20 protein-coding genes are annotated in these 19132 nt (G+C 67.1%); 10 read left to right on the plus strand and 10 right to left on the minus strand.

The genetic code is table 11. The features are described from left to right. The first annotated feature begins 37 nt into the window (after positions 1-37). Genes ING15_RS09740 through cbiB form a run of 3 tightly spaced genes read left to right on the plus strand, consistent with a single transcriptional unit; the run spans position 38 to position 3350 of the window. Complete coding sequence (locus ING15_RS09740; protein ID WP_206454615.1) at positions 38-1345, plus strand: cobyrinate a,c-diamide synthase; 1308 nt, start codon at positions 38-40, stop codon at positions 1343-1345. After that, positions 1345-2376 (plus strand): threonine-phosphate decarboxylase CobD, encoded by a 1032-nt coding sequence (cobD, locus tag ING15_RS09745; protein ID WP_206454616.1) that lies wholly within the window; start codon positions 1345-1347, stop codon positions 2374-2376. Before ING15_RS09740 ends, cobD begins: the two co-directional genes overlap by 1 nt. After that, complete coding sequence (cbiB, locus tag ING15_RS09750) at positions 2373-3350, plus strand: adenosylcobinamide-phosphate synthase CbiB (RefSeq protein WP_206454617.1); 978 nt, start codon at positions 2373-2375, stop codon at positions 3348-3350. The genes cobD and cbiB overlap by 4 nt, the downstream gene beginning before the upstream one ends. Before the next feature lie 11 nt (positions 3351-3361). Here the strand turns inward: cbiB and ING15_RS09755 are convergent, their stop codons facing one another. Further along, entirely contained in the window at positions 3362-4135 is a 774-nt protein-coding gene (locus ING15_RS09755; protein WP_206454618.1) for an adenosylcobinamide-GDP ribazoletransferase, read from the minus strand. A gap of 110 nt (positions 4136-4245) precedes the next feature. Here ING15_RS09755 and cobT point away from each other — a divergent pair, with 110 nt between their 5' ends. Then, positions 4246-5262 (plus strand): nicotinate-nucleotide--dimethylbenzimidazole phosphoribosyltransferase, encoded by a 1017-nt coding sequence (gene cobT / locus ING15_RS09760; protein WP_206454619.1) that lies wholly within the window; start codon positions 4246-4248, stop codon positions 5260-5262. A 165-nt stretch (positions 5263-5427) separates the two neighbouring features. Further along, positions 5428-6525 (plus strand): YeeE/YedE family protein, encoded by a 1098-nt coding sequence (locus tag ING15_RS09765; RefSeq protein WP_206454620.1) that lies wholly within the window; start codon positions 5428-5430, stop codon positions 6523-6525. A 13-nt stretch (positions 6526-6538) separates the two neighbouring features. Here the strand turns inward: ING15_RS09765 and ING15_RS09770 are convergent, their stop codons facing one another. After that, the gene (locus ING15_RS09770) at positions 6539-6955 is read right to left on the minus strand and encodes a universal stress protein (protein WP_206454621.1); all 417 of its coding nucleotides are present in this window, start codon (positions 6953-6955) and stop codon (positions 6539-6541) included. Between the two features lie 194 nt (positions 6956-7149). Here ING15_RS09770 and ING15_RS09775 point away from each other — a divergent pair, with 194 nt between their 5' ends. The 4 genes from ING15_RS09775 (at position 7150) to ING15_RS09790 (ending at position 9785) form a co-directional block, all read left to right on the plus strand. Further along, positions 7150-7671, plus strand: coding sequence for a prolyl-tRNA synthetase associated domain-containing protein (locus tag ING15_RS09775; protein WP_206454622.1), 522 nt, complete (start codon positions 7150-7152; stop codon positions 7669-7671). Continuing rightward, positions 7668-8714: a thioredoxin gene (gene trxA / locus ING15_RS09780; RefSeq protein WP_206454623.1), complete on the plus strand. Its 1047-nt coding sequence runs from the start codon at positions 7668-7670 to the stop codon at positions 8712-8714. The genes ING15_RS09775 and trxA overlap by 4 nt, the downstream gene beginning before the upstream one ends. 138 nt (positions 8715-8852) lie before the next feature. After that, positions 8853-9533 (plus strand): LON peptidase substrate-binding domain-containing protein, encoded by a 681-nt coding sequence (locus ING15_RS09785; RefSeq protein ID WP_206454624.1) that lies wholly within the window; start codon positions 8853-8855, stop codon positions 9531-9533. Between the two features lie 60 nt (positions 9534-9593). Beyond that, positions 9594-9785 carry a Trm112 family protein gene (locus ING15_RS09790; protein WP_206454625.1) on the plus strand — a complete coding sequence of 64 codons (192 nt, stop codon included), beginning with the start codon at positions 9594-9596 and terminating at the stop codon, positions 9783-9785. A gap of 68 nt (positions 9786-9853) precedes the next feature. Here ING15_RS09790 and ING15_RS09795 read toward each other — a convergent pair whose 3' ends face one another. The 8 genes from ING15_RS09795 to ING15_RS09830 all read right to left on the minus strand — a co-directional run bounded on the left by ING15_RS09795 (position 9854) and on the right by ING15_RS09830 (position 17913). After that, positions 9854-10165 (minus strand): hypothetical protein, encoded by a 312-nt coding sequence (locus tag ING15_RS09795; protein ID WP_206454626.1) that lies wholly within the window; start codon positions 10163-10165, stop codon positions 9854-9856. A 317-nt stretch (positions 10166-10482) separates the two neighbouring features. Further along, a complete protein-coding gene (cysN, locus tag ING15_RS09800) occupies positions 10483-12147 on the minus strand; it encodes a sulfate adenylyltransferase subunit CysN (RefSeq protein ID WP_206454627.1) in 1665 nt (554 codons plus the stop codon). Between the two features lies 1 nt (position 12148). Next, positions 12149-13051, minus strand: coding sequence for a sulfate adenylyltransferase subunit CysD (gene cysD, locus ING15_RS09805; RefSeq protein WP_206454628.1), 903 nt, complete (start codon positions 13049-13051; stop codon positions 12149-12151). Then, a complete protein-coding gene (locus tag ING15_RS09810) occupies positions 13048-13836 on the minus strand; it encodes a phosphoadenylyl-sulfate reductase (protein WP_206454629.1) in 789 nt (262 codons plus the stop codon). Before ING15_RS09810 ends, cysD begins: the two co-directional genes overlap by 4 nt. 4 nt (positions 13837-13840) lie before the next feature. After that, positions 13841-14347 carry a DUF934 domain-containing protein gene (locus tag ING15_RS09815; protein WP_206454630.1) on the minus strand — a complete coding sequence of 169 codons (507 nt, stop codon included), beginning with the start codon at positions 14345-14347 and terminating at the stop codon, positions 13841-13843. Beyond that, positions 14344-16035 carry a nitrite/sulfite reductase gene (locus tag ING15_RS09820; RefSeq protein WP_206454631.1) on the minus strand — a complete coding sequence of 564 codons (1692 nt, stop codon included), beginning with the start codon at positions 16033-16035 and terminating at the stop codon, positions 14344-14346. Before ING15_RS09820 ends, ING15_RS09815 begins: the two co-directional genes overlap by 4 nt. 77 nt (positions 16036-16112) lie before the next feature. Next, positions 16113-16463 (minus strand): DUF2849 domain-containing protein, encoded by a 351-nt coding sequence (locus ING15_RS09825; RefSeq protein ID WP_206454632.1) that lies wholly within the window; start codon positions 16461-16463, stop codon positions 16113-16115. 199 nt (positions 16464-16662) lie between these two features. After that, positions 16663-17913, minus strand: coding sequence for a ubiquinone biosynthesis hydroxylase (locus ING15_RS09830; RefSeq protein WP_206454633.1), 1251 nt, complete (start codon positions 17911-17913; stop codon positions 16663-16665). 140 nt (positions 17914-18053) lie between these two features. Between ING15_RS09830 and tesB the strand changes: the two genes are divergently transcribed. Continuing rightward, complete coding sequence (gene tesB / locus ING15_RS09835; protein WP_206454634.1) at positions 18054-18926, plus strand: acyl-CoA thioesterase II; 873 nt, start codon at positions 18054-18056, stop codon at positions 18924-18926. Positions 18927-19132: the final 206 nt, after the last annotated feature.

The raw sequence follows: 19132 nt of genomic DNA on the forward strand, positions 1-19132 counted from the left end.
GTGTCGCCCGCCGGGACGGAAAGCCGGAGGCCCGCCGATGACGGGGCTCTTGATCGCGGCGCCGCATTCGGGTGCCGGCAAGACGACGGTGACGCTGGGGCTTTTGCGTGCGCTGCGGCGCTCCGGCGTCGCCGTCCGCTCGGCCAAGGCCGGTCCCGACTATATCGATCCGACCTTTCACGCGGCGGCGAGCGGCGGCCCCTGCGTCAATCTCGATCCCTGGGCGATGCGCCCGGCATTGATCGCCGGCCTTGCCGGCGAGGCACGCCAGCAAGGCGGGGCCTTTGTCGTCGAAGCCATGATGGGTCTGTTCGACGGCGCCGCGGACGGCAGCGGTTCGGCCGCCGATCTGGCGTCGATGCTGGATCTGACCGTCGTCCTCGTCGTCGACTGCGCCAGACAGTCCCATTCGGTCGCCGCGCTCGTCCGTGGTTTCGCCACCCATCGCGCCGACGTCGCGATCGCCGGGCTGATCCTCAACCGCGTCGGGTCCGACCAGCATGAGAGCCTTTTGCGCGAGGCGCTGGCGCCGCTGGCCATTCCGGTGCTCGGCGTGCTTCCACGCCAGCCCGATCTCGCGCTGCCCGAGCGCCATCTGGGTCTGGTCCAGGCCGGCGAGCACAGCGATCTGGAGGCCTTTATCGAGCGCGCGGCGGACTGGATCGAAGAAGGCTGCGACCTGCCCGCGTTGACGGCGCTCGCGAGTGCAGGTCTGGAACCGATGGCTGCCGCCTCCCCCGGATCCGTCGCACCGCTCGCGCCGCTCGGCCGGACGATCGCCGTGGCCCGGGACGACGCCTTCGCCTTCGCCTATCCGCACCTTCTCGCCGGCTGGCGGGAGGCGGACGCCGCGCTGTCGTACTTCTCGCCGCTCGCCGATGAGGCGCCGGACACGGCAGCCGACGCGATCTATCTGCCGGGCGGCTACCCGGAGCTCCATGCCGGGCGGCTTGCGGCGGCGTCGGCTTTCCTAGCCGGAACGCGCGCGGCGGCGGAGCGAGGCGCCCTGATCTACGGCGAGTGCGGCGGCTACATGGTGCTCGGCGACACGCTCACCGACGCGGACGGCATGTCTCATCCGATGCTCGGCCTGTTGCCACTGGAAACGAGCTTCGCCCGGCGCAAGCTGCATCTCGGCTACCGCCGGCTCACCCCGCTAGGCGACGGACCGTGGTCCGGCCCGCTGCGGGCGCACGAGTTCCACTATGCGTCGATCGTTTCGGAAGGACCCGGCGAGGCGCTGTTCTTAGCATCGGACGCGCGCGGCGCCGATCTCGGCCATCACGGGCTGCGCCGGGGGAACGTCAGCGGCTCCTTTCTCCACGTTATCGACAGGGAACCCTGATGCAGCCCGACGCCACCGCCCTTCGCCACGGCGGCGCCCTCGACGCCGCGATCGCCCGGCATGGCGGCCGCCGCGCGGACTGGCTGGATCTGTCCACCGGCATCAATCCGGTTCCGTCGGAACTGCCGGAATTTCCGCCCGAAGCGTTCTCACGCCTGCCGGAAGCCAGCCTGGAACGGGCGGCGCTCGACGCCGCGCGCCGCGCTTATGGCGCGCCGGCCGACGCCGGCATCGTCGCCGCGCCGGGCTCGCAAGCGCTGATCTCGCTGCTGCCGTTCCTTCTGTCGCCGGCCGAGGTCGCGATCGTCGAGCCGACCTATGCCGAGCACCGGCGCGCGTTTGTCGCGGCGGGGCATGCGGTGGCGGGGATCGACCGGCCGGGCGACATCGCCGCCACCGTGAAAATCGCCATCGTCGTCAATCCGAACAATCCCGATGGACGGGTATTCTCGCGGGCCGAGCTGTTCGCGCTTCACAAGAGAATGGCGGCGCGCGGCGGCCTTCTCGTGGTCGACGAAGCCTTCATGGACGTGACGCCCGACATGAGTCTGGCCTCGCAAGCCGGCCGGCCGGGGCTGTTGATCCATCGCTCCTTCGGCAAGTTCTTCGGCCTTGCCGGGCTTCGCCTCGGCTTCGCGCTGACCACGTGCGACCGCGCCGGGCAATTGTCGGAACGGCTCGGGCCGTGGGCGGTGTCCGGGCCGGCGCTTCATTGCGCCGAGGCGCTTCTCGGCGACGGCGCGGTGATCGAGGCGACCCGCCAGCGCATCCGCCGTCAGGCCGAAATGCTGTTCGATGCGGTGCTCGACCGCCGGGCGCCATTGGTCGGACGCACCGCCCTGTTCGCGACCATCCGCCACGAGCGGGCCGGCGCGCTGTTCACCGCGCTCTGCCGTCGGCGCATCCTGACGCGGCCCTTCACGGAGCGGCCGGATTGGCTGAGAATCGGCAATCCGGCCGGCCCCGACGATGCCGCGCGGCTGCGGGCAGCGCTTGGGGAAGCGCTCGACGAGATCGGCGACGGCGGATGACCGAGCGCTTCGCCATCCTGTTTCTCGGCACCGCCCTCGACCGGCTTGTCGGCGATCCCGACTGGCTCTGGCGCCGCGTGCCGCATCCGGTGGTGCTCGTCGGATGGGTGATCGACCGGCTCGACCAGACTCTCAACCGGCCAGGGCTCGGCGAATCGGTCCGGTGGCGCAACGGGATCTTCGCCGCCTGCCTGCTTGTCGGCGGGGCGGTGCTGTCGGGCCTCGTTCTATCGACGCTCTTTGCGATGGCCGGCCCCGTCGGCTGGCTGCTGGAGGCGGCCGTGCTCGCCGTCTTTCTCGCCCAGAAGAGCCTCGTCGATCATGTCCGCGCGGTCGAACGCGCGCTCGGCCAAGGCTTGGAAGCCGGACGCCGGGCGGTCGCGATGATCGTCGGCCGCGATCCCGATGCGCTGGACGAGGCTGGCGTGTGCCGCGCGGCGATCGAAAGCCTTGCCGAGAACGCCTCCGACGGCGTCGTCGCGCCGTTTCTCTGGTATCTGGTCCTGGGGCTTCCGGGCCTCCTAGCCTACAAGGCGGTCAACACGGCCGATTCGATGATCGGCCACATGAACGAGCGCTATCACGCCTTCGGCTGGGCGTCGGCGAAGCTCGACGATTGGATGAACTGGCCGGCGGCGCGGCTGACGGCGCTGCTGATCGCACTGGCGGCGGGGATGCGCCATCGCAGCCGCGCGGAAGTCCAAGCCGCCCTGTCGACTGCGCGGAGGGACGCGCCTCTGCATCGCTCGCCCAATGCCGGCTGGCCGGAGGCGGCGATGGCCGCCGCCCTCGGCCTATCGCTCGGCGGGCCGCGCCGCTACGGTAATCTCGAAGTCGAGGCGCCGATGCTCAACCGGGAAGGCCGGCGCGGGGCGCGCCCGGCCGACATCGCCGCCGCGATCGGGCTGTTCCGGACCGCCGCGAATCTGCTTCTGGCGTTCGCCGCGCTCCTTTTTCTCGCGGCGGCGGTATAGACACGCGGCGCTCAGCCGCTGCCCAGCGCCAGGCCGAGCAGCGCGGCGATTTCCACGAGCTGCTGCGACGCGCCCAGGCAGTCGCCGGTCTGGCCGCCGAGCCGGCGTTCGATGAAGCCGCGAAACCATAACAGCACCAGCCCGCCGAGGAGGAAGCCCGCGAGCGTCGGGCCGAAGCCGACGGCGAGGATGCCGGCGACGAGGTAGAGGCCATCGCCGATAAGAAGGGCCGCGCGGCCGTTTCTGTGGTCCGGCCGACCCATCCGATCGGCCGTGCCGCCGATCGAGGCGGAGGGCAGCGACGCCCACAGCCAGGCCATCGCGCCTCGGCTTGCCGCCGCGACACCGAGCATGGCGAGCGCCGCGCCTGCGGGGCCGGCTTCGATCAATTCGGCGAGGATTGCGATCCGCAGCGCGACCGACAGGATCAGCGCGAGGGCGCCATAGCTGCCGACCCGGCTGTCCTTCATGATCGCCAGCGCGCGATCCCGCTCATGGTGGCCGCCGAGCCCGTCGGCGACATCGCCGAGCCCGTCCTCGTGCAGCGCGCCGGTGACGAAGACCAGTGCCGCGACCGCCAGCGACGCGACGACGAGCGCCGACAGGCCGACCGCCGGCCCGAGAAACAGGATCAGCGCCGCCGGCAGCGCCGCGATTAGCCCCGCCAGCGGAAATGAATGGACGTCCTCGCCGAGCGGGTGCGTTCCGGTAAAGGCGCGGCGCGCCGGCGGAAGCCGGGTCAGAAAGGCCAGCGATCGCATCGTCGAAGCGGTGAATTCCCTCATTGCGGACTTGCTCCTTGCGCGTCGCTGCGCCATTCCCGCCACAGTCAGACCGTAACGGCGCCGCCGACTTTCCGTCGTTGTTCGCCGAAGCAAACCCCGAGGAGCGAGCGATGTCCACAACCGGGCTGCCTTTCGACGATATTCGTGATCTCGTCCGCCGGATGCCCGGGCCCGACGAGGCGGCGGTTAGGGTGAAGCGCGAGCGCGAGGGGCAACTGACCAAGCCGGCGGGCGCGCTCGGGCGCCTGGAAGACCTGTCCGAGTGGCTCGCCGCTTGGCAGGGCCGTCAGCCGGCGGTGCGCCGGCCGCTGGTCGCGGTCTTCGCCGGCAATCACGGTGTGACCCGGCAAGGAGTCTCGCCCTTTCCCGCCGAAGTGACCGCGCAGATGGTGGCGAATTTCGGGGCCGGGGGCGCTGCGATCAACCAGATTTGCGCCGCCTATGACCTCGGCCTCAAGGTCTTCGACCTCGCCCTCGAAATACCGACCGAGGACATCACGGAAGCCGCGGCGATGGACGAGCGGACGTGCGCCGCCACCATGGCCTTCGGCATGGAGGTGCTGGCCGGCGAGCCCGATCTCCTGTGCATCGGCGAAATGGGCATCGGCAACACCACCATCGCGGCGGCCATATTCGCGGCGCTGTTCGGCGGGGACCCGCGCGACTGGACCGGCCCCGGCGCCGGCCATGACGCGGCTGGCGTCGACAAGAAGGCGCGGGTCGTCGCCGCGGCGCTGGAGCGTCACAAGGGGCATCTCGCCGACCCGCTGGAGGTGCTGCGGCGCCTCGGCGGCCGCGAGATTGCCGCGATGGCCGGCGCGATTCTTGCGGGGCGCATGCAGAAGGTGCCAGTCATCGTCGACGGTTTCGTCTCGACCGCTGCCGCGGCGATCCTTTACGCCATGGACCCGAGGGCTCTCGACCATTGCCTGTTCGGCCATGTCTCGGCCGAGCCGGGCCATATCCGTGCGGTGGAAGCGATTGGCAAGGTGCCGCTCCTGGCTCTCGGCATGCGACTCGGCGAAGGCACCGGGGCGGCGATCGCCGCTGGCATCGTCAAGGCAGCGGCGGAATGTCATTCCGGCATGGCGACATTCGGTGAGGCGGCGGTCTCGAATCGGGAATGACGCCGGATCGGCTATCGCTTCGACGAGGCAGGAACGAGAATCCAAGCTTCGCCACTTTCGGAGAAAAGGCATCCTCGTGAGGAAGTGCCGGCGCAACTCCCGTAGCCTGAATAGATCGCGGCTCCCGCATATGTTCACGGCACACGCAATTCGGGAAACAACGCGATGGATTTCGTCCCCCTGATCGATCTGATTGGCGAGAATCAGACGGCACTCGCCGGTGGCGCCGTGATCGGCGCGCTGTTCGGCTTTTTCATGCAGCGCAGTGCGTTCTGCACGCGCTCGGCGATTCTCGATCTCACCCGCAAACGCGATCTTGCCGCGCTGGCGACCTGGGCGGCGGGCTTCGCGGCGGCCGTTCTGGGCGTCCAGATCCTTTTGACGTTCGATGTCGTGAATGTCGTCGAAACGCGCTTCTTCGCGACCGCCCAGAGCCTGTCCGGCGCCATCATCGGTGGCGTCTTGTTCGGCGTCGGCATGATCCTGGCGCGCGGCTGTGTTTCGCGATTGCTGGTCTTGTCGGCCACGGGCAATCTGCGGGCGCTCTACACGTCGCTCATCATCGCGATTGTCGGGCTTGCCACCTACAACGGCGTTCTGGTGCCGCTGCGCGACAGCGCCGGCGGGCTCTGGAGCACCGCAGCGATCGGCGGCAACGATGTTCTCGCCCATCTGGGTCTGGGGCAGCAAGCCGGCGTGATCATCGGCGTGGTCCTGGCGACCGCCGCTGTCGGCCTCGCTCTGGCATCGCGGGCGTCCATTTGGCGGCTGGCGGGCGGCGTCGGCGTTGGCGCGACCATCGTCGCCGGCTGGTATTTCACCTACACGCTCTCACAGCAGGTGTTCGAGCCGATCCAGGCCGAAAGCCTCTCCTTCATCCGGCCTTTGGCCACCACGGCGGCACTTCCCACCGAAGCGGACGCCTTTGCCGGCCTGGACCAGGGCGTTCTCGCCGGCGCATTGCTGGGCGCCTTCGTTGCAGCGCTGTTGTTCCGGCAGTTTCGCATCCAGACGTTCTCCGAGCCGGGCACACCCTCCTTCCTGCGCTACACCGTCGGCGCCGCGCTGATGGGTTTCGGTGGCATCCTGGCTGTTGGCTGCACCATCGGCGCGGGCTTCACCGGCGGCGCTGTCCTGGCGGTGTCGGCGCTTCTCGCCTTGTTCTCGATGGTCGTCGGCGGTGCGCTTGCCGACCAGTTCGTCGACCGTCCGCGCCCGGTCCGCGATCTGGGGTCGGAGGCGGGCGTGGTTCCGGCGGAATAGCGGTTCGCAATCGTCAGCGCACTACCATGACCGAGGTCTTGGCATGGGCGGCGAGATAGATGGCGTTGGATGCGAAGATGTGCTCGGGGAGCCCTGGCACATGCGAGGCGACGACCACCAGATCGGCACCGCTCTCCTCGACCGCTTTCAACAGCGTTCGATCCAGATCGACCGACGGATCATGGCTGACATAGGTTGCTGTCGTCTCCTGCGGGAGACTGTATTTCTCGGCCTGCGCGAGACCGAAGGCGTCGAGCTTGCTTGTATATTCCTCGGGCGTATGCGCGACCGTGCCGGGCCCGGACGTCGTCACGCCCACATAGTGGACCGCACTGCCATAAAGTCCCGCAAGATCGGCGGCTATCATCAACGCCTTTTCCAGGCGGTCGGTATGGCTCAAATCGACCGGGACCATGATCTTCTTGTACATGGCGATCTCCTCTTCATCGGCGATCTCTCTTCATGTCTATGTACCCTCGGGGCGGGCGGGCCGTCTTGATGTCGATCAATGAGGTGCTCAGCGAACGGTCGCATTCGCCGCGTTTCGATACTATCAGGAGCCGAACCGCCGAAGCCTCGCATTGAAGGCGATGTAGACAAGCAGGACGGAGAACCCTCACTGCGATGAAGACACGCGACGACCTCATCCACCATCTGGCCGGGCTCGGAATTCAGACGAAGACCGTCGAGCATCCGCCGCTTCATTCCGTGGAAGAGAGCCAGGCGCTGCGCGGCACGATTCCCGGCGGTCACACCAAGAACCTGTTTCTGAAGGACAAGAAGGGTCGGATCTTTCTCGTCGTGGCGGAGGAGACCCGCGCCGTCGACCTGAAGGGGCTGCACAAGCGAATCGGAGCATCCGGGCGGCTGTCCTTTGCCAGCGGCGACCAGATGCGTGCGCTGCTCGGCGTCGAGCCGGGCTCGGTCACCGCTTTTGGCGTCATCAACGATACCGGGGGCGAGGTCTGCGTGGTGCTTGATGAAGGGCTCCTGGCGCACGATATGGTGAACTGCCATCCGCTGACGAATGCGGCGACGACGACCATCGCCACATCGGCGCTGATGGCGTTCTTCCAATCCACCGGGCACGAGCCGCTTGTCATCGGCCTCGAAGCACCGGCAGACGACGACGGGCAGGCGGCATGAGCGACAATCCCTACGGCAATCCCTTCGGCGGCTACGGCGCGCAGATGACCGGTCCGGCGGGCCAGACGGTGGGCAATGCCCAGCCGCAGGCGCCGGCTGCGCCGGCCTCGCCGGGGCTGGAAGGTTTTGCGGATCTGGGCGGTAGCGCCGCGCAAGCCGATCTGGTCAAGGATACGACGACGGCTAATTTCTCCGCCGACGTGATCCAGGAGTCGCGGCGGCAGCCTGTCCTGGTTGATTTCTGGGCGCCCTGGTGCGGCCCCTGCAAGCAATTGACCCCGATCATCGAGCGGGTGGTGAAGGCGGCCGGCGGCAAGGTCAAGCTGGTCAAGATGAACATCGACGACCATCCCGCGATCGCCGGCCAGCTCGGGGTCCAGTCAATCCCGGCGGTGTTTGCCTTTGTCGACGGCCAGCCGGTCGATGGCTTTATGGGCGCGCTGCCGGAGAGCGAGGTCAAGGCGTTCATCGACCGCCTGCCGAAGGGCAAGGGCGGCGGCGCGGACGATCCGGTCGCCCAGGCGCTCGAACAGGCCAGACAACTGCTCGCCGACGGTGACGCGGGCGGCGCCGCGCAGCTCTTCGGCGCTATCCTCCAGCACGAGCCCAATCATGCCGCCGCAACTGCGGGGCTGGCGGAGTGCTATCTGGCGGCCGGCGATGCGGCGCGGGCCAAGGCATTGGTCGATGGATTTGCGGCCGACGATGCCGGCAAGCCGGAGGATCCCGCGCTCGCGGCCATCCGCACCAAGCTGAAGCTCGCCGAGGAGATTTCGCAGCTGGGCGATCCGGTGGCGCTGCAGGCCCGGATCGAGGGCAACCCGGACGACCATCAGGCCCGCTACGATCTGGCACTGATTGCCCAGGCCAAAGGCGAGCGGGCGACGGCCGCCGGCCATCTCCTGGAGATCATCGGCCGCGATCGTACCTTCGAGGACGATGCCGCGCGCAGAAAGCTCCTCGAATTCTTCGAGGCCTGGGGGCCGACCGATCCGGCGACGAAGGAGGCCCGGCGCAAGCTGTCCTCGCTGCTCTTCACCTGATCGACCAGGCGGGTGCGGCACGGGCGATCGGCCCGCGCCGCCCTCGGCCTTCCAGTCGGTTCGGCCGCTGCTTGTTGCCGCATCCCTTGAGATCGCGTGTTCGCGTTCCAAATTCGGTCTCGGCAACGGAGACATGGTTTGGTTCACGCCGGCAATTTCAACTATCGGAACGCATCGGACCTTCCGAGTGTCGTCCCGCTCTTTCCACTGGCGGGCGCGCTGCTGCTGCCGGGCGGGCAACTGCCGCTCAATGTTTTCGAGCCGCGCTATTTGCAGATGGTCGACGACGCCATGGCCGGGACACGGATCATCGGCATGATCCAGCCGGCGCTCGACGGGGCGCGGCGAAGCGATGGCGAGCCGGAGCTTTGCAAGGTCGGCTGCCTCGGCCGCATCACGTCGCTCAGCGAGTCCGGCGACGGGCGCTACATCATCAATCTGCACGGTGTCGTGCGATTTCGGGTGCTGGAGGAGTTGGTCGACCGGGCGCCCTATCGCTCGTGCCGGGCGGCGGCCTTTCTCGGTGATCTCGATCTGGGGCAGGGAGCCGGCGACGTCGATCGCGACTCGTTGCTGGGTACCTTCAAGCAGTATCTGGAGGCCAATCAGCTCGAGGCGGATTGGGAGAGCGTGACCCGCGCTTCCAACGAGACACTGGTCAACGCGCTTTGCATGATGTCGCCCTACGGCGCGGCTGAGAAACAGGCGCTGCTCGAGGCCCCGGACCTGAAGACGCGGGCGGAAACGCTGGTCGCGATCACCGAGATCGCCTTGGCGCGCGATGGCGACGACGACGGCTCCTCGCACACGCTGCAATAGGGCCGGACGGCCGCCGCGCGTTTGCTGGGGCGGACGACCGCGAAACGAAAGACGGAATGGATGAACCAACGGCGCGAAATGGGACGACCCGATCCGAAGCTGCTCGAGCTTCTGGTCTGTCCCCTGACCAAGACGTCTCTCGTCTACGATCGCGAGAACAACGAACTTGTCTCGAAGGCGGCGAAGCTCGCCTATCCGGTTCGTGAAGGTATCCCGATCATGCTGCCGTCAGAGGCGAGAGAGCTCGACTGAGATCGCTTGGTCGCCGTCGACGGCGGAAGACCGGGCATCGGGCCCGGCCTTCCGATGTCATTCGTGATCTATTGCGCGGCCGCGTCGGGCTCGCCGTCGGCTTTCGACAGAACCTCGCTCTGCGCGAGCTGAAGCGCGCGGATGCAGCCATCCTCGTCGCCTGCCCCTTGCGCATTCTCGGCGGCGGCGACGTACCCCTTCGCCGTTTCAGTATCGACCCCCGATTGTTCGGCCTGGTCGACCAGCGCCTGGATCTGAGGCAGCGCCTCGGCGCAGCTTGACGCCATGGGGGTCTCGCTCTCCGCCGGGGTTTCTGTCTGAGCCGCGGCGATATGAACGCCAAGCATCAGGGTCGCGGCTGTCAGTAGCAGTGTTTTCATCGGAACTCTCCATCTTTCCGAGGGTCGACGAGTCACCGCTTCTGGTGATCCGTCGATGGGGAGAGATTCTCGCCGCTTCGTGGTCGGTTCACGTTCGCGCGATGATCATTGGAAGGTGATTTCGGGCAAGCCGGCCAAGCCGTCGCCACGTTGTCTTGACGATTGCGGCCGGAGGCGGGTGGTCAACCCAAAATGCCGACCGTCAGGGTCAGGCATGCGACGAGGGATAACGCCAGGAGAGCAAGCTCGGTCAGCGGCGGCCGGCGGCGCCGCACTCCCCCGGAGCTGCGGTGTCCACGGCCCCGGCTGCTTGCCGGTCAGATGCCCGCCCCGTCGCCCACCGCCGCAACGCCTTTCTCGGTTGCCGAATGGGTCGGATGCGCGCCGAATGCCAGGCGAAGGAACGGCCGAAGGGCGAAGTCCACTAGGGCGAGGGCAGCCGCCAGTACCGGAGCAAGCCCGAACAAAAACCCGATGAAGCCAAACAGCACCGCCGCCGCCGCCCGGAACCGCACCATCGACCAGCGTTGCGTGGACTCCCTCGCCTCGCCGAGCCAGAGCGTCTTGAGATGATCCAGCGTCGAGCCCGGCCTCGCGGAGGAATGCGACGGCTCCCTGTCGTCGTTGACCGTCCGCACGACGCCGAGCGCCACCGTTTCGTTGGTCAGCGGGTCGATCAGGATGAACGCGCCGAATTCGCGGCTTTCCTCGTAGGACGCCGCGACCAGGGGCCGGTCGAAGGCGAGCGTCACCCGGCCGATCTCGTTCATCAAAAGGACGTTCGCGGGTTTCGGCGCGAAGGAATGGATGTCGACCGCGGCGTCGAGACCGCGCACGCTCGCCGGCGTCGAGGCGGTGCCGAGTTTGGCGACGAGGCGTCCGCCGGGCACCAGCGGCCGGTCGACCATCCACAGAATCTCGGCGGCGACGGATTTCACCGCCGCCAGCATATCGTCCGGCCTTGCCAGCACGTCGCCGCGCGAGACATCGACCTCGTCGGTGAGGGTCAGGGTGACGGCCCCGCCGGCCGCCGCCGACAGCACCTCGCCGTCGGGATCCCGAACGGCCTTCACCCTTGTTTCGCGCCGCCCCGGCAGAACGACGACCGGGTCGCCGGCCGTGATGCTGCCGCTGGCGATGGTGCCGGCAAAGCCCCGGAAATCGAGATCGGGCCGGTTGACCCATTGTACCGGCATCCGGAACGGCGCCGATCCGGCGTCGAAGGTCTCCGGCGTGACGGATTCCAGCCGCTCGAGCAGCGTCTCGCCCCGGTACCACGGCAGGTTGGGCGAGCGCGCGGCGATGTTGTCGCCGTTCTTCGCCGACACGGGAACGAAGGAGACGTCGGTGAAGCCGAGCGCTGGCAGGATCGCCTCATAATCGCGCTTGATCGCCTCGAACCGGTCCTCGGCGAAGTCGATCAGATCCATCTTGTTGATGGCGATGACGACGCTCTTGATGCCGACCAGCGAGGTGATGAAGGAATGCCGCCGGGTCTGCGGCAGGATACCCTTGCGCGCGTCGACGAGGATCACCGCGAGTTCCGCCTGGCTGGCGCCGGTCGCCATGTTGCGCGTGTATTGCTCGTGGCCGGGCGTGTCGGCGATGATGAAGGCGCGGTGGCCGGTGGAGAAATAGCGATAGGCGACATCGATGGTGATGCCCTGTTCGCGCTCCGCCGACAGCCCGTCGACCAGCAGCGCGAAATCGAGATCCTCGCCGGTGGTGCCGAATTTCTTCGAATCGCGGTGCAACGCCTCGAGCTGATCATCGAAGACGGCGTTGGTCTCGTAGAGCAGCCGGCCGATCAGCGTCGACTTGCCGTCGTCGACCGAGCCGCAGGTGATGAAGCGTAAGAGCGAGGCGGCAGGCGCCGCCAGCGGCACGACGCCGGCCTTGGGATCGACGAGAGCAAGCTTGGCGTGACGAGGGACCGCGTCGGTATCCTCGGCGACGGGGCGCTGTTGCAGGGCGCTGGTCATCTCAGAAATAGCCTTCCTGCTTCTTTTCTTCCATCGAGGCGCCGGAATCCTGGTCGATGACCCGTCCCTGGCGCTCGGAGGTGCGCGATCCGCGCATTTCGGCGATGATGTCGGCCAGCGTCGCGGCGTCCGATTCGACCGCGCCGGTCAGTGGGTAGCAGCCGAGGGTGCGGAAGCGGACCATCATGGTCTCGATCGTCTCGCCCGGCTTCAGCGCCATCCGCTCGTCGTCGCGCATGATCAGCGCGCCCTCCCGTCTCACGATGGGCCGGGGGGCGGCGAAATACAGCGGCACGACGGGGATGTTTTCGAGCGCGATGTAGTCCCACACATCCTGCTCGGTCCAATTCGACAGTGGGAAGACGCGGAAGCTCTCGCCCTTCTTCTTGCGGGTGTTGAACAGCCGCCAGGGCTCCGGTCGCTGGTTCTTGGCGTCCCAGCGATGCTCGGCCGAGCGCAGCGAGAAGATCCGCTCCTTGGCACGGCTCTTCTCCTCGTCGCGGCGCGCGCCGCCAAAGGCCGCGTCGAAGCGGTATTTGTCGAGCGCCTGCTTCAAGCCTTCCGTCTTCATCACGTCGGTATGGACGCGGCTGCCTGAATCGAACGGGTTGATGCCGGCGCGCACGCCCTCCTGGTTGATATGGACGATGAGGTCGAGACCGAGATCCTTGGCGCGGCGGTCGCGGAATTCGATCATCTCGCGGAACTTCCAGGTCGTATCGACATGCAGGAGCGGGAAGGGCGGCTTGCCGGGCGCGAAGGCCTTCATGGCGAGATGGAGCATCACCGCCGAATCCTTGCCGACCGAATACAGCATCACCGGATTTTCGGCCGTCGCGGCGACCTCGCGCAGGATGAAGATCGACTCGGCTTCGAGCCGCTGCAGATGGGTCAGCTGTTTCATTGCGGCAGTCTCTCGAAGGCTGCGTCCGCGCTGGCGGGACGATGGGCGTCGTTGCGGACGGGGCGGCCAGCGTCATCGACATGCAGGCCGCATTCGCGCTTGGTCTCTTCCTCCCACCACCAGCGGCCGGCCCGTTCCGGCTCGCCTGGGCGGATCGCGCGGGTGCAGGGGGCGCAGCCGATCGACAGGAAGTTCTTCGCATGCAGCGCGTTGACCGGAACGCCCTGCTCGGCCGTGAACGCCACGATCGCGTCGCGGGTCCAGTCGAAGATCGGGTTGGCCTTGATCAGACCGCGGGCGCCGTCGAACGAGACGAAATCCATGTCGGAGCGGTTGGCCGACTGATCGCGGCGAAGGCCGGTGATCCAGCCGGCGGCGCCGGCAAGCGCGCGCGCCAGCGGCTCGACCTTTCTGACGCCGCAGCAGTTCTTGCGAAACTCAGGCGCGTAGTAGAATCCATCAATGCCCTGGTCGTTCACCAGCGTCTCGAGCGCTTCGGCTTGCGGGTACAGCGCCTTGATGCGGCGGCCGTATTTCTCCTCGGTCTCGCGCCAGAGCGCGTAGGTTTGGGGAAACAGCCGGCCGGTATCGAGCGTCTTCACCTGCACCGGCAGATCATTGGCAAAGATCAGATGAGTGATCATCTGGTCCTCGATGCCAAGGCTCGTGGTGAACACCACCGGTCCGCCGGCGCGCTTGACCAGCGTCCGCAGGCGCTCAAGCGGCGTCAGCGCGACGAAACCAGCATTCAGCTCCCCCGCGAGATGTCTACGCTCCGCGCACATGGCGTCAGGCCCTCCGGGCGGCGAGCCGCTTCTGGAGGATGCTGCGCTCTTCGCCATAGCCGGTCTGGTAGTGCCGTGTGACGCTGTCCTTGGCCGCCATCCATTGCTGGACTGGCTGCCGGTTCGCCATCGTTTCGGGCAGCTCGATCTCGTCGAAGCCGCAGGCCAGCGCCTCGGCGAACTGGTCGGCGATCAGCGGTCCCGACGCGCGCAGGGTGCCCTTAAAGTCGGCCCGGCGCAGCCGCTTGGCCAGCGACAGGCCACGGCCATCGGAAAACGCCGGGAACTCGACCGCGATCAGGTCCGCCGCGTCGAGATGCGGGGCGATCTCCTCGATCGACGCGCTGTTGGGCACCGACAGGCCGAAGCGCAAATCCGGCAGGACGGCGCGCGCGGCGTCGGCCAGCACCAACGGCATGATCACCGGACCTTCGGTTTTCGTCGCCGCCTCGGCTGTGTCAACGCGGGTATAGGCGTCCGGCTTCGCGCCGGTGGCGGCGATCAGCGTCATGCCGCGTCCTTTCGAAGGTTTTCGCGCCCGGCGACATAGGCGGTGAAGCTCGCCTTGAACGGCTCCAACCCGGCCCGGCGCACGGTCTCGATGAATGCTTCGCCGTCCTGCCGCTCGCCGAGATAGGTTGTGACGATCGCTTCGATCGCGCCCGGCACCTCGGCGGCGTCGATGCCCGGGCCAAGCCGTTCGCCGAGTGCGGCGTTCTCGGTGGCGTCGCCGCCGACGGTGATCTGGTAATTTTCCTTGCCGGCCTTTTCGAGCCCGAGAATGCCGATCGCGCCGACATGGTGGTGGCCGCAGGCGTTGATGCAGCCGGAGATCTTGATCGGCAGATGGCCGATTTCCAACTGGCGCGCCTCATCGGCGAAAGTCTTGGCGATATCCTGCGCGATCGGGATCGATTTCGCCGTGGCGAGCGCGCAATAGTCGAGGCCGGGGCACGCGATGATGTCGGTGACAAGTCCGGCATTGGCCGTATGCAGCCGTTCCGCCTTCAGCGCGGCGTAGACGGCCGGAACGTCGTCTTTCCTGACATGCGGCAGAACCAGGTTCTGGCCATGGGTCACGCGCAACTCGCCGAAGGAATAGCGCTCGGCGATATCGGCGAAGGCGCGCATCTGATCGGCGCTCATGTCGCCGGGAACCTCGCCGATGGCCTTGAGCGAGACCGTCAGGGCGATGTAGCCGGGCTGGCGATGGGCAAAGCCGTTCCGCGCGACGAAACGCTCGAGGCCGGGGTCGCTTGTCCGAGCCGCCGCCAAAGCTGCGGAATCCTCCGGCAGGTCGTCATAAGCCGGCGGCGCGAAATACGCCGCGATCCGCGCCACCTCCTCCTCGGGCGCGTTGACCGTCGGCCCGTCGAGCTTGGCGTATTCGGCCTCGACGCGGCGGCGGAATTCCTCCTCGCCGGTCTCGTGCACGAGGATCTTCACGCGCGCCTTGAACTTGTTGTCGCGGCGGCCTTCGAGATTGTAGACGCGCATCACCGCTTCCAGATAGGCGAGCAGCTCGCCCTTCGGCAGGAACTCCCGGATCAGCTTGCCGATCATCGGCGTGCGGCCGAGGCCGCCACCGACCACGATTTCGTAGCCGATCTCCCCGGTCTCGGGGTGCCGCTTGATCTTCAGGCCGATGTCATGCGTCTTGATCGCCGCGCGGTCGTGCTCGGCGCCGGTGACGGCGATCTTGAACTTGCGCGGCAGCCAGCCGAACTCCGGATGCAAGCTCGACCACTGGCGAATGAGTTCACCGGTCGGGCGGGGATCTTCGACTTCGTCGGCGGCAACCCCGGCGAACTGATCCGCGGTCACGTTACGAATGCAGTTACCGGAGGTCTGGATGCAGTGCATCTCGACGTCGGCGAGCAGATCCAGGATGTCCGGCACGTCCTTCAGCTTCGGCCAGTGGAACTGCAGGTTCTGGCGCGTGGTGAAGTGGCCGTAACCCTTGTCGTAGGTGTCGGCGATATGGGCGAGCTGGCGAAGCTGGCGCGCGTTCAGCGTGCCGTAGGGGACGGCGATCCGCAGCATATAGGCGTGCAGCTGCAGATAGAGCCCGTTTTTCAGGCGCAACGGCTTGAACTCATCTTCTGACAGCGAGCCGTTGATGCGCCGCTCCACCTGACTGCGGAACTGCGCAACCCGCTCGCGCACGAAGCGCTCGTCGAATTCGTCGTAGCGATACATGATCGTATCCTTTGATGGTGCTGCTGAAGGCGCCGGGCACGTGAGCCTGTCGCCGTTTCGCGCTTGCCTTCCCGCCTTCAGGCGGGCGTGCGGTAGTCCGCCTGCTTGCCGATATCCGGGTGAACCGACGGACCTTTTTGGCGCATCGCGTCGCGAAAATGCCGGGCGACCGGAAGGCCGGTGCCTTTGAGATCGACCGGCACGAGATAGGGGTCGACCACTTCATTCGCCGCGAAGGCGGCCTTGCCTTCGGCGTCCATCGCCTCGGCGGTATCGGCGTCGAAGGCGATGCGGGCCTTGGACGGGTCGAGCGTCCAGCCCTTATCGGACAGGAACACCACGTCGCCGTCCAGCAGGTGGTTTGCCATCAGGATCGCCGGGAGCTTGTCGCCTCGGACCTTCGATCCGGCGCGGTGATCCTTCGCCATTGTCATCTCCCTTGTCGCTGGTCCATGCGGGCCAATGGGGCCGGGCCAGTGTTCGGTCGATGATAGATAAGCTGAATCGCGGCGGTCAGCGGCGGCGTCGATTGCCTTGTCGCGGTGCGAGGAGAAAGAATTTCCTGTCCCGGACGGTCTCCGCGACAGGATCGTTCCAGATCGGTCCTGGATGCGTGGCCGGGTGGTCTTAGATCGGCTCGCCCTTGAGAAGACGCGGCGATGGACCGCGCGACAGCCCGGCGGCCTGGCCGATGAAGAAGTCCTTCAGCGGCGGGGCGCGGTCGACCAGCGACAGTCCGAAGCTGCGGGTCGCCCGCAGCAACGGGTTGTCGTTGGAAAACAGGCGGTTCAGGACATCGGTGGTGATGCCCATCTGGACCGTGTCGAAACGCCGCCAGCGCTGATAGGTCTCCAGCACGTCGAGCGCGCCGATATCGAGGCCGAGACGGTCCGCCTCGACGATCGTCTCGGCCAGCGCCGCGGCGTCCTTGAAGCCGAGGTTGAGGCCCTGGCCTGCAATGGGGTGGATACCGTGGGCGGCATCGCCCGCCAGCGCAATCCGCGGCTTGACGAAATCGCGCGCCAGCGTGAGTCCCAATGGAAACGCGCGGCGGCCGCCTTCGACGGTCAGCGCGCCGAGCTTGTGACCGAAGCGCTGTTCGAGTTCGTGCTCGAACAGCATCTCGTCGGCGTCGACGAGGCGCTCGGCCTCACGGGTCGGCTCTGTCCAGACGAGCGAGGACCGGTTGCCTTTGAGCGGCAGGATAGCGAAGGGGCCCGAGGGGAGGAAATGCTCCTCCGCCCGGCCTTCGTGCGGGCGCTCGTGGGCGACGGTCACGACGATGCCGGACTGGCCGTAATCCCAGTGGACGGTGTGGATGCCGGCCATGTCGCGGATCGTCGAGCGGACGCCGTCGCAGGCGATCAGCAACCGCGCGTCGATGGTCCCGCCGCCGGTGAGGGTGACGCGGATCGCCGCCATCTGCCGGTCGATGCCGGAGACTGCTGTCGCTTGTCTTATGTCGATGCCGAGCGTCTTCGCGCGCTCGCGCAGGGCGCCGTTGAGGGCGGTATTCGGTAGCATGTGCGCGAAGGGCTCGCCGGACTTGGCCTCGCCGCCGAAGGTGAGAAACACCGGACGGACGGGGTCGGACGTGCGTGAATCGGTGACGATCATCTCGGTGATCGACTGCGCCTCGTCCTTGACCTTTTCCCAGATGCCAAGCCGCTCCAGCATCCGCACGGCGGCGGCGGCCACGGCGGAGGCGCGGCCATCCTTCTTCCAGACCCCCTCGGGCGCGGCATCGACCAGGACGATCTTGAGATGCGGCGCGGCGTCGGCGATCGCCACCGCCGTCGTCAGGCCGACATAGCCGGCTCCGGCGATGACGATGTCGGCCTGCTCGGCGGTTGTCGTCTCGGCTCTGGTGTCGGACATCCAAGTCTCCTTGCTCTCGCCCCTTGTGCGGCGCGGTCGGTGCGGATCGCGAAAACCGGTTGACCACGCCCGGTATATTGGTGCAACGCCGCGAAAGGCGAAGGGGCGCGTGGCTCCCCGCGACTTTGGAGTAGTTTAGGATGACCGAGGCCGTTGAAAAGCTCCTCCATATCCTCGATCTCGAACGCATCGAGGAAAATCTGTTTCGCGGCATCAGTCCGGATCAGAGCTGGCAGCGGGTTTTCGGCGGCCAGGTGATCGCCCAGGCGCTGGTCGCCACCCAACGTACCGTCCCCGCCGACCGCCATTGTCATTCGCTGCATTCCTATTTCATGCGGCCGGGCGACCCCGCCGCGCCGATCATCTACGACGTCGACCGGATTCGCGATGGCGGCTCCTTCACCACCCGGCGCGTCGTCGCGATCCAGCACGGTCACGCGATCTTCTCCCTCTCGGCCTCCTTCCAGAAGGACGAGGACGGGCACGATCATCAGGTGTCGATGCCCGACGTGCCGGGCCCGGACGACCTGCCGCATGGCGACGACCTCAAGGAGACGATCTTGAAGCGGGCACCGGAACCGGTCCGCCGCTACTGGCTGCGGCCGCGGCCGATCGAATTCCGTCCGGTCTCCTTCGATCATTATCTGACCCGCGACAAGCTGGAGCCGGTGCAACAGGTCTGGGTGCGCTGCGCCAGTCCGATCGGCGGCGATCGCGATCTGAACGCGGCGGTCCTCGCCTATCTCTCCGACATGACGCTGCTTGACACCTCGCTGTTCGCGCATGGGCTGTCGGTGTTCGACGAGCGCATCCAAGCCGCCAGTCTCGATCACGCCATGTGGTTCCACCGGCCGGTGAACGTGTCCGAGTGGATGCTCTATTCGCAGGACAGCCCGTCCTCGTCGGGCGCGCGGGGCCTCACCCGTGGCTCGCTGTTTTCGCGTGACGGCACGCTGGTCGCATCGGTGGCACAGGAAGGGCTGATCCGCCCGCGACGCGTCCGACCTGCCTAATTTCCAGTCAGACTGGCAGTTTTTGCCGCATCTTTGAGCGGCGATGAACCAGCCCGACCGGCAGGCAACGCCGGTGGAAGCTGTGATTTCGCACCGCAAAATATGACCGAATGATGGCGCGACGTCCGTTTGGCACGAACCTTGATTCCTGAAGGTCAGTCATCGCCGCGGGCATGGAGCCCGGGCGAGTGACGGCTCAACACGGT

Origin of the sequence: Aurantimonas marina, assembly GCF_017183135.1 — a bacterium.
GTDB classification, from domain to species: domain Bacteria; phylum Pseudomonadota; class Alphaproteobacteria; order Rhizobiales; family Rhizobiaceae; genus Aurantimonas; species Aurantimonas marina.

Bases quoted from the DNA above. Each gene is read 5' to 3' on its own strand.
- ING15_RS09815 (WP_206454630.1), bottom strand. From the start codon at position 14,347: ATGACGCTGATCGCCGCCACCGGCGCGAAGCCGGACGCCTATACCCGC.
- ING15_RS09755 (WP_206454618.1), bottom strand. From the start codon at position 4,135: ATGAGGGAATTCACCGCTTCGACGATGCGATCGCTGGCCTTTCTGACC.
- trxA (WP_206454623.1), top strand. From the start codon at position 7,668: ATGAGCGACAATCCCTACGGCAATCCCTTCGGCGGCTACGGCGCGCAG.
- cbiB (WP_206454617.1), top strand. From the start codon at position 2,373: ATGACCGAGCGCTTCGCCATCCTGTTTCTCGGCACCGCCCTCGACCGG.
- ING15_RS09825 (WP_206454632.1), bottom strand. From the start codon at position 16,463: ATGGCGAAGGATCACCGCGCCGGATCGAAGGTCCGAGGCGACAAGCTC.
- cysN (WP_206454627.1), bottom strand. From the start codon at position 12,147: ATGACCAGCGCCCTGCAACAGCGCCCCGTCGCCGAGGATACCGACGCG.
- cobD (WP_206454616.1), top strand. From the start codon at position 1,345: ATGCAGCCCGACGCCACCGCCCTTCGCCACGGCGGCGCCCTCGACGCC.
- ING15_RS09820 (WP_206454631.1), bottom strand. From the start codon at position 16,035: ATGTATCGCTACGACGAATTCGACGAGCGCTTCGTGCGCGAGCGGGTT.
- ING15_RS09775 (WP_206454622.1), top strand. From the start codon at position 7,150: ATGAAGACACGCGACGACCTCATCCACCATCTGGCCGGGCTCGGAATT.
- cobT (WP_206454619.1), top strand. From the start codon at position 4,246: ATGTCCACAACCGGGCTGCCTTTCGACGATATTCGTGATCTCGTCCGC.
- ING15_RS09765 (WP_206454620.1), top strand. From the start codon at position 5,428: ATGGATTTCGTCCCCCTGATCGATCTGATTGGCGAGAATCAGACGGCA.
- tesB (WP_206454634.1), top strand. From the start codon at position 18,054: ATGACCGAGGCCGTTGAAAAGCTCCTCCATATCCTCGATCTCGAACGC.
- ING15_RS09740 (WP_206454615.1), top strand. From the start codon at position 38: ATGACGGGGCTCTTGATCGCGGCGCCGCATTCGGGTGCCGGCAAGACG.
- ING15_RS09770 (WP_206454621.1), bottom strand. From the start codon at position 6,955: ATGTACAAGAAGATCATGGTCCCGGTCGATTTGAGCCATACCGACCGC.
- ING15_RS09810 (WP_206454629.1), bottom strand. From the start codon at position 13,836: ATGTGCGCGGAGCGTAGACATCTCGCGGGGGAGCTGAATGCTGGTTTC.
- ING15_RS09795 (WP_206454626.1), bottom strand. From the start codon at position 10,165: ATGAAAACACTGCTACTGACAGCCGCGACCCTGATGCTTGGCGTTCAT.
- cysD (WP_206454628.1), bottom strand. From the start codon at position 13,051: ATGAAACAGCTGACCCATCTGCAGCGGCTCGAAGCCGAGTCGATCTTC.
- ING15_RS09830 (WP_206454633.1), bottom strand. From the start codon at position 17,913: ATGTCCGACACCAGAGCCGAGACGACAACCGCCGAGCAGGCCGACATC.
- ING15_RS09790 (WP_206454625.1), top strand. From the start codon at position 9,594: ATGAACCAACGGCGCGAAATGGGACGACCCGATCCGAAGCTGCTCGAG.